The following is a 13,959-nucleotide window of genomic DNA, read 5'->3' on the forward strand; positions in this document are numbered from 1 at the left end:
AGTAGTGATACTGTTACGGGTTATGCAGTATAAAAAATGAATAAATATGGATAGAGAAGAGAGTGTACAGCATTTCCTCGATTTGATAAAGAAATCACGTCGTGGTAAGTTCAAGGTTTACATCGGTATGATTGCCGGTGTAGGCAAGTCTTACCGGATGCTTCAGGAAGCACATGATTTGATTGATAGTGGAGTAGATGTCCGGATAGGATATATTGAGACACACGGGCGTGCCGGAACGGAGGCCGTATTGGAAGGCTTGCCGGTTATTCCGCGTAGGAAACTGTTTTATAAAGGGAAAGAGCTTGAGGAGATGGACTTGGAGGCGATTATCCGTATTCATCCCGAAATTGTGATAGTGGACGAGCTGGCACATACTAATGTGGAAGGAAGTCTAAATGAGAAACGTTGGCAGGATGTGATGACATTGCTCGATGAAGGCATTAATGTGATTTCGGCAGTCAATATCCAGCACATTGAGAGTGTAAACGAAGAAGTGCAGGATATAGCAGGCATTGAAGTTCGGGAACGTATCCCCGATAGCGTACTTCAAGAGGCTGACGAGGTCGTGAATATTGACCTCACAGCCGAAGAACTGATTACCAGGCTTAAAGCGGGGAAGATATATAAAGCGGAGAAGATTCAGACCGCACTCAATAACTTTTTTAAGACTGAAAACATTTTGCAACTCCGTGAATTGGCCTTGAAAGAGGTCGCATTGCGAGTAGAGAAGAAAGTGGAAAATGAAGTTGTGATGAGCATTGGCCTTGGGGTTCGTCATGAAAAATTTATGGCTTGCATCAGTAGTCAGGAAAAGGCTCCCCGGCGTATTATACGGAAAGCAGCCCGTTTGGCTACCCGGTACAACACCTCGTTTGTAGCACTCTATGTACAGACTCCCAAAGAGAGCATGGAGCGTATCGATCTGGCCAGTCAGCGTCATTTGCTGAATCATTTCAAACTGGTGACAGAGTTGGGGGGAGAAGTGGTTCAGGTGCAGTCGAGAGATGTATTGCAGAGCATTGTACAGGTTTGCAAAGAGAAACAAATATCCACTGTTTGTATGGGATCCCCTTTCCTCCGATTGCCCGGCGCTGTGTGCGGAATATTGAAATATCGCAGATTTTTAAATAATCTGGCACAAGCGAACGTAGATTTGATTATACTTGCATAAAAAATGATTTAGTCTCATTATCGATTATGAATATAAAAACCAAATTACTTTTCGGCATTGGAATATTGGCCGGAATGATCATTTTACTGGTAACACTTTCAGTGGTTAATCTTCAGATTTTGACAGCTACGGAACCTGACAGTCCGGTTGCCATGCCTGCTCTGGAACGTGCTCTTTTATGGATTTCCATAACGGGTGGAATTTGTATCCTGACGGGGTTGGTCCTGCTTGTTTGGCTACCCCGCTCCATTAATAGACCGATAAAGGAACTGACTCGTGGTATTCTGGAAATAGCCAATCATAATTATGAAAAGAGATTGGACATGAAGGGATATGAAGAATTTAGGGAGGTCTCCGATAGTTTTAACCGCATGGCAGAGAAACTGACAGAATATCGTGATAGCACATTAGCTGATATTCTTTCTGCAAAAAAGTTTCTTGAAGCCGTTGTTAACAGCATTCATGAACCGATTATCGGGCTGAATACCGAACGGGAAATTCTTTTTATTAATAATGAAGCACTGAATGTGCTCAATATGAAGCGTGAGAATGTGATTAGACACTCGGCTGAGGAACTTTCTTTGAAGAATGATCTGCTGCGCAGACTGATACGTGAACTGGTGACTCCCGGCGAAAAGAATGAACCCTTGAAAATCTATGCGGATAATAAAGAAAGTTATTTCCAGGCTTTTTATATCCCGATTGAGAATGCAGAGGCAGAAAAAGGAGAAGCCCGTAATTTGGGAGACGTCATTTTGCTGAAAAATATCACAGAATTTAAGGAACTCGATTCGGCAAAAACAACCTTCATTTCCACTATTTCTCACGAACTGAAGACCCCCATTTCTGCCATTATGATGAGCCTTCAGCTATTGGAAGACAAGAGGGTAGGAGTTCTGAATGGAGAACAAGAACAGCTGTCAAAGAATATAAAGGATAACAGCCAACGTTTGCTTGATATTACCGGAGAATTACTGAATATGACTCAGGTGGAAGCCGGTAAACTTCAGATGATGCCGAAAATTACAAAACCTATCGAACTGATTGAATATGCCATTAAGGCCAATCGGGTACAAGCCGATAAATTCAATATACAGATAGAAGTGGAGTACCCTGAAGAGAAGATACCTAAGTTATTTGTGGATAGTGAAAAGATAGCTTGGGTGCTTACTAATCTTTTGAGCAATGCAATCCGCTATTCTAAAGAGAATGGACGGGTGGTGATTGGTGCACGGCGTGAAAAGGAGTATATCGAACTCTATGTCCAGGACTTTGGGAAGGGTATTGATCCGCGATATCACCAAAGTATTTTTGATCGTTATTTCCGTGTGCCGGGCACCAAGGTGCAGGGGAGTGGTTTAGGATTGTCTATCTCAAAAGACTTTGTAGAAGCACATGGAGGTACGTTGACGGTACAGAGCGAACCTGGTAAGGGAAGTTGCTTTGTGATAAGGCTGAAGGCTTGATAATGTAGGAAATAATATGTTTTTTCTAAAGAATCAACTTATAATATCTTTATATCACAAGGCTTTTTATTATTTTTGGTGATATATTGATTAGAAGTGGATTAGATCTATGTATTCCATATTGACTATGTTGTCAAGTATAGAGACTGATTACTATAAAGGAGCCTGTAAACTTGATATCTCTGGTACAGAGTGCTATTCTCATAAACAGAACCTTGCCCGTTAAATGTGTAGTATTGATGTTTCTTAGGAGTTTATTATAAATTCATTCAAGACGGATTTCTCCATTTTTATAAAATATTTTATGGCTTTTGAATTGCTGGGATCCATTGTTTTATAATTTAGAATTAAACAAAAAATCATGTTTATTGGAAAAACACATGTTACAATCTTATTGTTTGGAGTGCTGAGCTTTAGCTTAAAGGTGCCGGCACAAATTGTTTTGAAACACCCTGGTTGGGAATGGAGAATTTCTGAAACCGGATGTGCGGAACAACTAATATTTAAAAATAAACAACGAAATGATACAGTACCTTTTTTCCGTAAGGGCGATCATGCCGGCCCCTCTTTCTATGCTAAACGCGAGGGAAAAGAGATACGTGCGCCTTGGATTCCGGATGGATATGCTTCCTATCGCAGCGAAATAGACGGGGTGCTTTGCTGCATTTCCTATACAAAAGTTCATGGGCAACCTGCATTGAGGGTAAAGTTGACTAACGAGTCACCAGTTCCTTTTCAACCTCAGAAGGCAGGGCTTAAGTTAGGTATCGATACATATATGGACAAATATCCGGATTGGTTCGGTAAATATTTTCCAACTTTGATGAGAAATGAAAAGACTCATTTTTACGGGTATCTGCAGACTCCTTCCGGACATACATTGGGACTTGTGTCACAACAGCCTGTAGCATCTTGGAGTGTGGACTATAATTTGGGATATCAGGATCCGGCACCGTTTTGGTTCATGGGGCATCGCATTGAATCGCTAAATCTTGACTTGTTGAATGCTTTACCTTTACCGTCTCGTCATCCGCAAGATTTGTATGAGTTGAAACAAGGCGAAAGTAAAGAGTGGACCTTCCTGTTCATCAATGTGGGGAAGCTGGATAATTTGGAATATGCTATAACACAAGCTGCAGATATTCCTTTGATTGATATTCGTCAGACCTCTTATGCTGCGCATGAGGAAGCGTCATTCATGCTTACAGCGGATACTCCAGAGGTAAAAGTAACTAATGATGCGGGGGCAGAGTTACCTGTTGTGCTGACTAAAGCGGAGGGTAAACGTTGGATAGGAAAGGTTAAACTGGAAGATGCAGGACTTTATACTCTTTCCGTCCGTTCGGGCAATAAGGTTGCCGAAGCGGTATGGACGGTGCATCATCCTTGGCAGTGGGTGATGAAAAAGGCACGTGAGAATGTAGCCCGTTATCATCAGAAACCCACATCACATGCCGAAAGTTGGTATGGGTTCTATTCGGCCTTTCTGGCCGCCCGTTATTTTCCGGATAAAACATTGGATAAACAATTGAGTGATTATTTTGATCAGCTCTACAATAAATTGCATGATCCGGAAAAAGTGGAGCCATTGTATTTTAAAACTCGTATTCAAAATACTTCTACTACAATTGGGATGTTGGCAGATAAGTATGAGGCACAGGGAAATTTGGAGGATCTGAAGAAAGCATCGAAATTGGCTGACTGGATGATTCGGACTTCTCAGCGTGATGACGGAGCCTATTATAATCACGGAACAGTCTATACCAGTGTTATTTATATTGCTAAAAGTGTTTTAGAACTTGCCGTTCTTGAACGTAAACAGGGTGAGCAAGATCCGTTTTGGAAAGATTGTGCCGAACGTCATTTTTTATCTGCCAAAAAGGCAATCGACCAATTGGTTGCATCACAAGGTGATTTCCAGACAGAAGGAGAGCTGACATTTGAGGATGGAATGATTTCTTGTTCGGCTTTACAGATCGGTATGATGGGGGTTCTTGAAAAAGATGCTGAAACACGTAAATATTATACTGATGCAATGCTGAAGATTCTTAATAGTCACGATTGTCTGACTCAGCTTCGTGTTCCTGATGGACGTCGCCGGCAAGGTACTATGCGTTATTGGGAAGCGCAATACGATGTGCAAATGTTACCGAATATGTTTAATTCGCCACATGGTTGGAGCGGATGGCGTGCATATGCTACCTATTATGCCTATTTGTTGACAGGTGACGAAAAATGGTTGGAACAGACATTTAATGCAATGGGGGCTTTTGCTAATTTGATTGATTATAAGACTGGACAGTTGCGTTGGGCTTTTGTTGTTGATCCACACCTTGAAGTAGAGCAGGCATGCAGTGCTGATACAAAATTGAACTTTTCAGATCTTAGTTTTGGCAATCCGCATCCCAAATTATATGATACCCGTAAGTTTGTTATTGGCGAACAATATGTAAACATGATCAGCGATTGGCAGACAGTCAATACTCAGGATAATGATGTGCACGAACTGTTTAAGTGTATTGGTGAGACGGTACTGACTAATGCTTTTGTGATAGAACGTCCAAATGGTGAGGTGGTTGGATATAATTGTCGTGTATCCGGAAAAGGTAATACACTGACAGTAAAGGCAGACGAAAAACAAATCGTGAATCTGCATTGTAACTTAAAACAACCGTTCTCTGTGACTTTTGGTGGCAAATCCCGCTCTTTACCCAAAGGATACTGTGATTGGGCCTTTGGGCAATCCGGTTATTAATTATTCGATAACTTTCATTGATCCCCTGTATTCATAAAACGAGATGTGTGATATGTTTCGTTTTATGAATATAGGGGATGTTTTTTGAAGAAACTGTTTTTATGAGAAACTTTGGCTTACTCATAGGAATACTTATCTTTGCATAGAATGAAATAACACTAACAGAAACACAAAATGAGACATTTATTTTTATTGGCAGTGCTTTTGTATGCCTGCACTTCTTACGCACAGATTCGTGTGCAAGAGCGACTTTCGGAGGGGGAGACCAGCTTTGTTTTGACTACTCCTGAGTTACAAGCCAAAATTTATTATGATGTAAATGATGAACTTGTCATCAAAAAATCGGCAGAGTTATTTGCTTTTGACGTTGAAAGAGTGACCGGCCGAAAGCCTGAGTTAATCCAAAAGCGTGAAAGAGCGAACTTCCTGGTTATTGTCGGAACTATTGAAAAGAATAAATGGATTCAGGAGTTGGCGCAAAAGGGGAAAATCGATATACGCCCGTTGCAAGGGGCTTGGGAACGATATCTGATTCAAACGATCGACAAACCTTATCCGGGGGTGGATAAAGCCCTGGTCATAGCCGGGAGTGATCGGAGGGGAGCTGCTTATGGTTTGTTTTCCATCTCCGAGATGATAGGGGTGTCTCCTTGGTATTGGTGGGCCGATGTTCCAATAAAAAAGCATGAAGCACTGTATATTGATGCTCCGGCCACTTACTCTAAAACTCCTTCGGTGAAATATAGAGGTATTTTCTTGAATGATGAAGACTGGGGGTTGAAGCCCTGGGCAGCTAAAACCTTTGAGGAAGAACGTGGTAATATAGGTCCCCGTACCTACGCGAAGATTTGCGAGTTGTTGCTGCGTTTGAAAGCTAACCACCTGGCTCCAGCCATGCATCCTGTATCCACGGCATTTTACCGGATTCCTGAGAATAAACTGGTAGCCGATACATTCGCCATTGTCATGGGGTCCAGTCATTGTGAACCTCTATTGTTAAATACAGCCAGTGAGTGGCATAGTGAGACGATGGGGCCGTGGGATTATAACGCTAACAAGAATAAGATTAACGAAATATTAAGCAATCGTGTGAAGGAAATTTGCACTTACGAGAATGTATATACATTAGCTTTAAGGGGATTACATGACGCCGCCATGGGAGGTGGCAATGTGCCGATGAAAGAGAAGGTAAAGATGCTGGAGAGTGCATTGAAGGATCAGCGGAATCTGATAGCCCAACATATTAATAAGCCTGTCGAAACCATTCCCCAGGCATTTACTCCCTATAAAGAGGTATTGGATATTTATTCGAATGGTCTGGAGCTGCCGGAAGATGTCACTATTATTTGGGCAGATGATAACTTTGGTTACATGAAACGGCTGAGTGGTCCGCAGGAACAAAAGCGTGCGGGACGTGCGGGGGTATATTATCACCTTTCCTACCTTGGAGTACCCCATAGCTATTTATGGTTTAGCACCACTCCTCCGGCATTGATGTATGAAGAACTTCGCAAAGCGTATGATACTACAGCTGATTGTATTTGGTTGGCGAATTGCGGAGACCTGAAAGGTTCCGAGGTACAAGTTTCGTTTTTTCTCGATATGGCTTATGATATTGAGCAGTTCAACGAAAAAAATGTGCATACCTATCCTGCCCGTTGGTTGGCAAAGATGTTTGGAGAACAATATTACAATACGTTGGAGGATATTACCTGTTCGCATATAAACCTGGCTTTTTCCAGAAAACCTGAATATATGGGTTGGGGATATTGGAATAATTATTGGGGTGGAGGAGAAAAACGTACTGATACAGAATTTTCTTTTACGAATTATGAAGAGGCTGGGAAACGTCTGGCAGAGTACCGGCGTATCGGTAAAAAGGCAGAAGATATGCTGGTTACATTAGAAGAGGCGGCCAGACCCGCACTGTACCAACTGCTGTATTATCCGGTAAAAGGCGCTGAATTGATGAATCGAATGAATATGACAGGGCAACTGTACCGACAGTATGTGCGTCAGAAACGTGCCGCTGCCAATAATCTGAAAAGAGAAGTAGAATGTTGTCACGATAGTTTAGAGGTTATTACCGATAGGTATAATTCTCTCTTGAATGGTAAGTGGAAATACATGATGTCTCTAAGACAAAATTATGATGGAAGTAGTTCTTATTTTATGCTTCCCTTGATGGAGGAATGCTATATGCCGGCAGGTGATCCGAAATTAGCTGTTCAGGCCGAAAGCGAACAACTGGACCGGGGAGGTTTCAGTTGTCATGTTTTACCTACGTTCAACACGTATTCCCGTAAAAGTCACTGGATCGATATTTATAATCAAGGAGGTGGAAAATTGGCTTGGAAATCGGTAGCCTCTGACGAATGGATTGTTTTGTCCTGTCAATCGGGCATTACTTTTACAGAGGATCGGATCCGGGTATCTATCGACTGGGATAAAGTCCCCGTAGGGGAGAAGGTCACAGGAGGGATAGAGTTCTCTTCCGGGATGCAGAAAGAGCGTGTGTTTGTATCTGTATTCAATCCGATGGTTCCGGCACGGGATGAGTTACAGGGACTTTTTGTGGAAGAAAATGGTTATGTATCTCTGCCTGCTACTGACTTTCACCGTAAATTTGAGAGTAATGACATTAAGATGCACATACTGCCAGGATTGGGTTTCGAAGGCTCTGCCTTGCAAATAGGCAGTCCGACAGCTCCGTTACAGATGTACCGATCGGGTGAGGTCCCCAGGGTAGAATATGATTTCTATACTTTCAATGCAGGGATAGTTGATGTGTATACCTATGTACTACCAACTTTTCCTTTACATGCTGAGCGGGATTACAAACTACCGGAGCATACCAATTCGGATACAAAATACAGTGTCCGTATTGACGATGGCTCTATTTCCACCCCATCTACTTCGGCCATAGAGTACTCGCAGATCTGGTATGATAGTGTATTGAAGAATTGCAGGGTGAACAAATCAACCCTTTATGTAAAAGCTCCCGGCAAGCATACCTTGCAGATTCGTTGTGGAGATCCCGGAACAGTGATTCAGAAAATAGTAATTGATATGGGCGGTCTCAAAAGATCATATTTGGGACCTGAAAGTACTCTTTGCCATTGATATTATTTTTAATTAACATTCTTGGATGCAGGCTTTTCGGAATTGTTTTATTTCTATAAATAGAGAGAACCTATTTTGAATGTCTAATGAAAATGAAATCTATTATGAAAGTCTGTTCATTCTTGAATAAAGGAGTTATAATTGCGATGGCGGTTGTTTGTTCTGCCGGTTTACAGTCTTGTCTGGATGACAATGATAAGTACTATTATGTAGGAGGATTTCCTAATGCTCTTGTAACGGTGAAAAACGCGACTGATGGTTCATGCTTTTTACAGTTGAATGATAGCACGACATTGTTGCCTACTAATATGACCTCTTCTCCTTTTGGCGAGAAAGAAGTAAGGGCATTGGTGAATTATGATGAATTGGATGAATCAGGCGGAAAATATGATAAGGCCATACAGGTGAACTGGATAGATAGTATTCTGACCAAATCGATTGCACCTGATCTGGGGGCGGAAAATGATGTTGTATATGGCACGGATCCAGTCGAAATTGTGAATGACTGGGTGACTATTGCAGAAGATGGTTATTTGACTCTACGTTTCAGAACAACGTGGGGAGACTATCATAAAGCCCATTTCGTAAATTTAGTGTTAAGCCAGAATCCGGAAAATCTTTATGAGGTAGAATTCCGTCATCATGCGTACGGAGATACATATGGTACGATGGGAGATGGTCTGGTTGCTTTTAAACTGGATGGTCTGCCGGATACAAATGGTAAAACTGTCAAATTAAAACTAAAATGGAAATCATTTACCGGCGATAAATCTGCAGAGTTTGATTATTGCACTCAAAAGTCCGTTACACCAGTTAATGCAGCAATCACATCGGTAAGAAGTAATTTGAACTTAAAATGATTTCTCAAGCCCAAAAGGTTACGTTTCTGTGAATCTCGATTGGATCATACGGCTTGCCGGGATCTGAAAATAGATAGGAGCGTAGCCTTTTTCTATTAACATTGTTAATGCCTTTTTCAGAACGTTTTTTTTCTATTTGCAAAGAAGAAGTCTTTTGTGTACAAAAGACTTCTTCTTTATTATCAAAAGGCTTGTTTTAACAGTACGTTAAAACAAGCCTTTTGCAGGAATGTAACTAATACTTATAATTACTTGATTTTTAATCTTATGGAGTAATGTTAGAACTTTTACTCCCCAATTTTCTCCTATAAGGTTTAGCGGGGGATATTTGCTATTTTAATAAGTATATGTGCTTTGATAAAAAAGTAGATGGTTGAACCTTTCGATAAGATTGTTTGTTTTGACTTCCTGCATTTACCTCGTTTCAGTAAATAGACTTACATCGTTGAAACATTATCATTTTCTCTTGTTGATAGCCTGTTTGAAGTAATGGTTAATAGAATGAATGTAAACTTGTAATCAATTGAAGCTTATTTTGTTATCCTGTTGATAACTTTAGTGGATACCTGTTAATAACCTTGTTGATAACTGAGTGGAATGTATGAGGGAAGCAGTGTGTCGGGCAATAAAAAAGCGCCCAAGAGTGGAAGCCTCCTAAACGCTAATTTTCTTTTGGTAGCGGGACCCGGGATTGAACCGGGGACCTCATGATTATGAATCATGCGCTCTAACCAGCTGAGCTATCCCGCCATTGTTTCTCGATTGCGGGTGCAAAGATAGAGCCTTTTTTTTAATCTCCAAAACATTTTCTATCTTTTTTGTGTTTAACTTAAAAAAACATCTCTGAAAGTATGATGAACAGGCTATTTCTGACTCTGAAAGAAGAGATGTAATGAAGAAAGTGAATTAATTATGCCTTGTATTTAGAAAAAAGTATTTATCTTGGCACACACAATCAATAATAAAGCTATGAAAAGGGAGAAAATACATTTGGAATACCTTCTGAATGCGACTTCTAAAAATATTCTTTGGTCAGCAATAAGCACACCTACCGGTTTGGAGGACTGGTTTGCAGACAAAGTAGTATCAGATGATAAAACAGTGACTTTTTGTTGGGGTAAAACCGAACAGCGTCAGGCAGCTATTGTTGCCATTCGGGCCTATTCGTTTATTCGTTTCCATTGGCTTGATGACGAAAATGAAAGGGAGTATTTTGAAATAAAAATGAGTAATAATGAATTGACGGGCGATTACGTGCTTGAAATTAGTGACTTTTCTGATCCGGAAGAGGTTGATGATTTGAAGGAATTGTGGGATTCCCAAGTGAGTAAGTTACGTAGAACATGCGGTTTTTAGTTAACTTTCAACCAAAAATTTTTTGCACTCCTTTTTTTGTGCTAATTTTGTATCTTAATTGCATGAAACTATTAAGATGCTACGCATAAAAAGATTAGATATTTTTATAATAAAGAGTTTCTTATTACTCTTTGTCGGTACATTTTTCATCTGCCTCTTCATCTTCATGATGCAGTTTTTGTGGAAGTATGTAGACGAATTGGTGGGAAAAGGGTTAGAAATGAGTGTGCTGGCTCAATTCTTCTTTTATTCTGCGTTGAGTCTGGTACCGATGTCTCTGCCTTTGGCAGTGTTGTTGGCTTCTTTAATTACGTTTGGTAATTTTGGCGAGCGTTTTGAATTGCTCGCCATGAAGGCAGCAGGCATTTCGCTGCTTAAAATTATGCGTCCGCTCATTGTCCTTGTCTTCGCCATTTGTTGTGTATCTTTCTATTTCCAAAATGTCATAGGGCCGCGGGCACAAGCCAAGTTGGGTACTTTGCTCATTTCGATGAAGCAGAAATCTCCTGAGGTAGATATTCCCGAAGGAGTTTTTTATGATGAAATAGATGGTTATAACCTGAAAGTACAAAGAAAGGACCGTAAAACGGGTATGCTTTATGATGTGATCATTTATGACTTCTCCAATAACTTTGATAATGCTCGTATTATAGTTGCTGATTCAGGACGTTTGGAAATGACTGCTGATAAACAGCATCTCTACTTGCATCTGTACAGTGGAGAAATGTTTGAGAACCTGAAAGCACAGAGTATGAGTTCGAAGAATGTCCCTTACCGTCGTGAGTCTTTCCGTGAAAAGCATTCGATTATTCAGTTCGACTCAGACTTTAATATGGCTGATGCCAGTATTATGAGTAATCAGTCTACTACCAAAGATATGATAAAAATACAGGCTTCTATCGATTCTATGACAGTATTGGCCGATAGTATCGGCAGGCAGTATTACATTGAAGCAAGTAAGGGGCCGTATCGCACTGCGGCCGGACTGACCAAGGAAGATACCCTGAAGATGGAGGAAGCGCGCATTGGCGATTACAATGTGGATAGTCTGTTTAAAGTTGCTACCTTGATGAATAAGCAGAAGATCATAGCTTCAGCCGTTGGCCGTACGGAGAATCTGTCGAGTGATTGGGGGTTTAAGAGCTTTACAATGGCTCAGAATGATCTTAGCATACGAAGACATAAAATAGAATGGCATCGGAAAATCACAATTTCTCTTTCCTGTCTCTTATTTTTCTTTATTGGCGCACCTTTGGGAGGCATTATCCGCAAAGGTGGATTGGGTATGCCGGTTATTGTTTCCGTGTTTACCTTTATCATTTATTATATTATTGATAATACAGGCTATAAAATGGCTCGAGACGGGAAGTGGATTGTATGGATGGGGATGTGGATGAGTTCCGCCATTCTGGCTCCGCTGGGATATTTCCTGACTTATAAATCGAATAAAGATTCTGTGGTATTGAATACTGATGTTTATATTGCTTGGTTTAAGCGAGTATTCGGTGTGCGCAGTGTCCGCCATCTGTCAAAGAAGGAGGTGATTATTCATGATCCGGATTATCGGCGTCTTCCCTCTGATCTGGATGCACTTTCGGAGGAGTGTAAAAACTATATGGAAAAGAACCGGTTGTCTAAAGCTCCTAATTATTTTAGTTTGTGGATGACTGCCGGTCAGGATCAGGAGATCATTGCGATTAACAACCGTATGGAGTCATTGGTAGATGAGATGTCCAATACCCGTTCGTTGATATTGCTTCAGAAGCTGGAGAAATATCCGATTATCCCTGTAAACGCACATGTGCGTCCGTTCCATAATTATTGGCTTAATATGGCAATTGGAATTTTGATGCCTATCGGTTTATTTTTCTATTTCCGTATCTGGGCTTTCCGTATACGCCTGAATAAGGATATGGAACGGATAATTGCATTGAACCGGGATGTAGAACTTACAATAAAGGATATTAATAACAAAAATTAAGATATAAGAGTATGGAACCAATAAGACTGAATACCATCGAAGAGGCGATAGCCGACTTCAAAGAGGGTAATTTCGTAATTGTGGTAGATGATGAAGATCGTGAAAACGAAGGTGATTTCATTATTGCTGCCGAAAAGATTACTCCGGAAAAAGTGAATTTCATGCTGACTCATGGCCGTGGCGTACTTTGTGCTCCTATAACGGAAGAACGCTGTGCCGAGTTGGAACTGGATATGCAGGTGTCATCCAATACTTCAATTTACGAGACTCCCTTTACGGTTACTGTCGATTTACTTGAGGGATGCACGACGGGAGTTTCCATGCACGACCGTGCTATGACTATCCGTGCTTTGGCCGATCCGAAGACAAAACCTTCCGATTTGGGACGTCCGGGGCATGTCAATCCTCTGCGTGCCCGTTCGCGTGGAGTCCTTCGTCGCGCTGGACATACTGAGGCGAGTGTCGATTTGGCTAAACTTGCCGGTTTGTATCCTGCTGCCGCGTTGATTGAAATCATCAATGAAGACGGAACCATGGCTCGTCTGCCCCAATTGGTGGAAGTGGCCCGTCGTTTCGGATTGAAAATAATCTCCATCAAAGACCTGATCGCATACCGTCTTCAGATGGAGTCGATTGTTGATAGAGGAGTGGAAGTGGATATGCCTACGCAGTTCGGACATTTCCGTCTGATACCTTTCCGTCAGAAATCGAACGGGATGGAGCACATTGCATTAATAAAAGGAACGTGGGACAAAGACGAACCGATTCTGGTACGTGTGCACTCTTCGTGTATGACTGGTGATATTTTCGGTTCATGCCGTTGTGAATGTGGTGAGCAGCTTCATAAAGCTATGCAGATGATCGAAGCTGCCGGAAAAGGGGTAATTGTCTATATGAATCAGGAAGGTCGTGGTATCGGTTTGATGAACAAGATTGCCGCTTATAAACTCCAGGAAGAAGGATATGATACGGTAGATGCCAATCTCCATTTGGGTTTTGATGCTGACGAACGTGATTATGGGGTCGGTGCGCAGATTTTGCGTGAGATCGGAGTGAAAAAGATGAAGTTGATGACGAATAATCCGGTGAAACGTATCGGTCTGGAAGCCTATGGGTTAGAGATTACCGAGAACGTGGGAATAGAGGTTAAACCGAATCCTTATAATGTACGTTATCTGAAGACAAAGAAAGAGCGGATGGGGCATACGCTTCATTTTAATAAGTAAACTGTCTATTTGCTTTCA

At 41.3% G+C, this 13,959-nt stretch carries 8 protein-coding genes and 1 tRNA gene; 8 read left to right on the forward strand and 1 reads right to left on the reverse strand.

Translation table 11 applies throughout. The features are described 5' to 3' along the window. The first annotated feature begins 46 nt into the window (after nt 1–46). From KO473_RS16195 to KO473_RS16215, 5 genes are all read left to right on the forward strand, one after another. The gene (locus KO473_RS16195) at nt 47–1,174 is read left to right on the forward strand and encodes a sensor protein KdpD (protein WP_005823057.1); all 1,128 of its coding nucleotides are present in this window, start codon (nt 47–49) and stop codon (nt 1,172–1,174) included. Nucleotides 1,175–1,200: 26 nt separating this feature from the next. Beyond that, nucleotides 1,201–2,640: an ATP-binding protein gene (locus tag KO473_RS16200; protein ID WP_122130392.1), complete on the forward strand. Its 1,440-nt coding sequence runs from the start codon at nt 1,201–1,203 to the stop codon at nt 2,638–2,640. A 361-nt stretch (nt 2,641–3,001) separates the two neighbouring features. Beyond that, nucleotides 3,002–5,395, forward strand: coding sequence for a hypothetical protein (locus KO473_RS16205; RefSeq protein WP_005823062.1), 2,394 nt, complete (start codon nt 3,002–3,004; stop codon nt 5,393–5,395). Between the two features lie 174 nt (nt 5,396–5,569). Next, complete coding sequence (locus KO473_RS16210; protein WP_005823064.1) at nt 5,570–8,518, forward strand: glycosyl hydrolase 115 family protein; 2,949 nt, start codon at nt 5,570–5,572, stop codon at nt 8,516–8,518. Nucleotides 8,519–8,622: 104 nt separating this feature from the next. Beyond that, the gene (locus tag KO473_RS16215) at nt 8,623–9,378 is read left to right on the forward strand and encodes a NigD-like protein (protein WP_005823066.1); all 756 of its coding nucleotides are present in this window, start codon (nt 8,623–8,625) and stop codon (nt 9,376–9,378) included. Nucleotides 9,379–10,051: 673 nt separating this feature from the next. Here the strand turns inward: KO473_RS16215 and KO473_RS16220 are convergent. After that, nucleotides 10,052–10,128, reverse strand: a tRNA-Met gene (locus tag KO473_RS16220). Between the two features lie 219 nt (nt 10,129–10,347). Here KO473_RS16220 and KO473_RS16225 point away from each other — a divergent pair. The 3 genes from KO473_RS16225 to KO473_RS16235 all read left to right on the forward strand — a co-directional run bounded on the left by KO473_RS16225 (nt 10,348) and on the right by KO473_RS16235 (nt 13,941). Next, nucleotides 10,348–10,734: an START-like domain-containing protein gene (locus KO473_RS16225; protein ID WP_005823068.1), complete on the forward strand. Its 387-nt coding sequence runs from the start codon at nt 10,348–10,350 to the stop codon at nt 10,732–10,734. A gap of 76 nt (nt 10,735–10,810) precedes the next feature. Next, nucleotides 10,811–12,715, forward strand: coding sequence for an LptF/LptG family permease (locus KO473_RS16230; RefSeq protein ID WP_005823070.1), 1,905 nt, complete (start codon nt 10,811–10,813; stop codon nt 12,713–12,715). 11 nt (nt 12,716–12,726) lie between these two features. After that, complete coding sequence (locus KO473_RS16235) at nt 12,727–13,941, forward strand: bifunctional 3,4-dihydroxy-2-butanone-4-phosphate synthase/GTP cyclohydrolase II (RefSeq protein ID WP_005778652.1); 1,215 nt, start codon at nt 12,727–12,729, stop codon at nt 13,939–13,941. The last annotated feature ends 18 nt before the right edge of the window (nt 13,942–13,959 follow it).

Source organism: Bacteroides sp. HF-4919 (assembly GCF_018860125.1).

Coding starts and splice junctions, on each gene's coding strand:
- KO473_RS16195 (WP_005823057.1), top strand. CDS start 47: ATGGATAGAGAAGAGAGTGTACAGCATTTCCTCGATTTGATAAAGAAA.
- KO473_RS16200 (WP_122130392.1), top strand. CDS start 1,201: ATGAATATAAAAACCAAATTACTTTTCGGCATTGGAATATTGGCCGGA.
- KO473_RS16205 (WP_005823062.1), top strand. CDS start 3,002: ATGTTTATTGGAAAAACACATGTTACAATCTTATTGTTTGGAGTGCTG.
- KO473_RS16210 (WP_005823064.1), top strand. CDS start 5,570: ATGAGACATTTATTTTTATTGGCAGTGCTTTTGTATGCCTGCACTTCT.
- KO473_RS16215 (WP_005823066.1), top strand. CDS start 8,623: ATGAAAGTCTGTTCATTCTTGAATAAAGGAGTTATAATTGCGATGGCG.
- KO473_RS16225 (WP_005823068.1), top strand. CDS start 10,348: ATGAAAAGGGAGAAAATACATTTGGAATACCTTCTGAATGCGACTTCT.
- KO473_RS16230 (WP_005823070.1), top strand. CDS start 10,811: ATGCTACGCATAAAAAGATTAGATATTTTTATAATAAAGAGTTTCTTA.
- KO473_RS16235 (WP_005778652.1), top strand. CDS start 12,727: ATGGAACCAATAAGACTGAATACCATCGAAGAGGCGATAGCCGACTTC.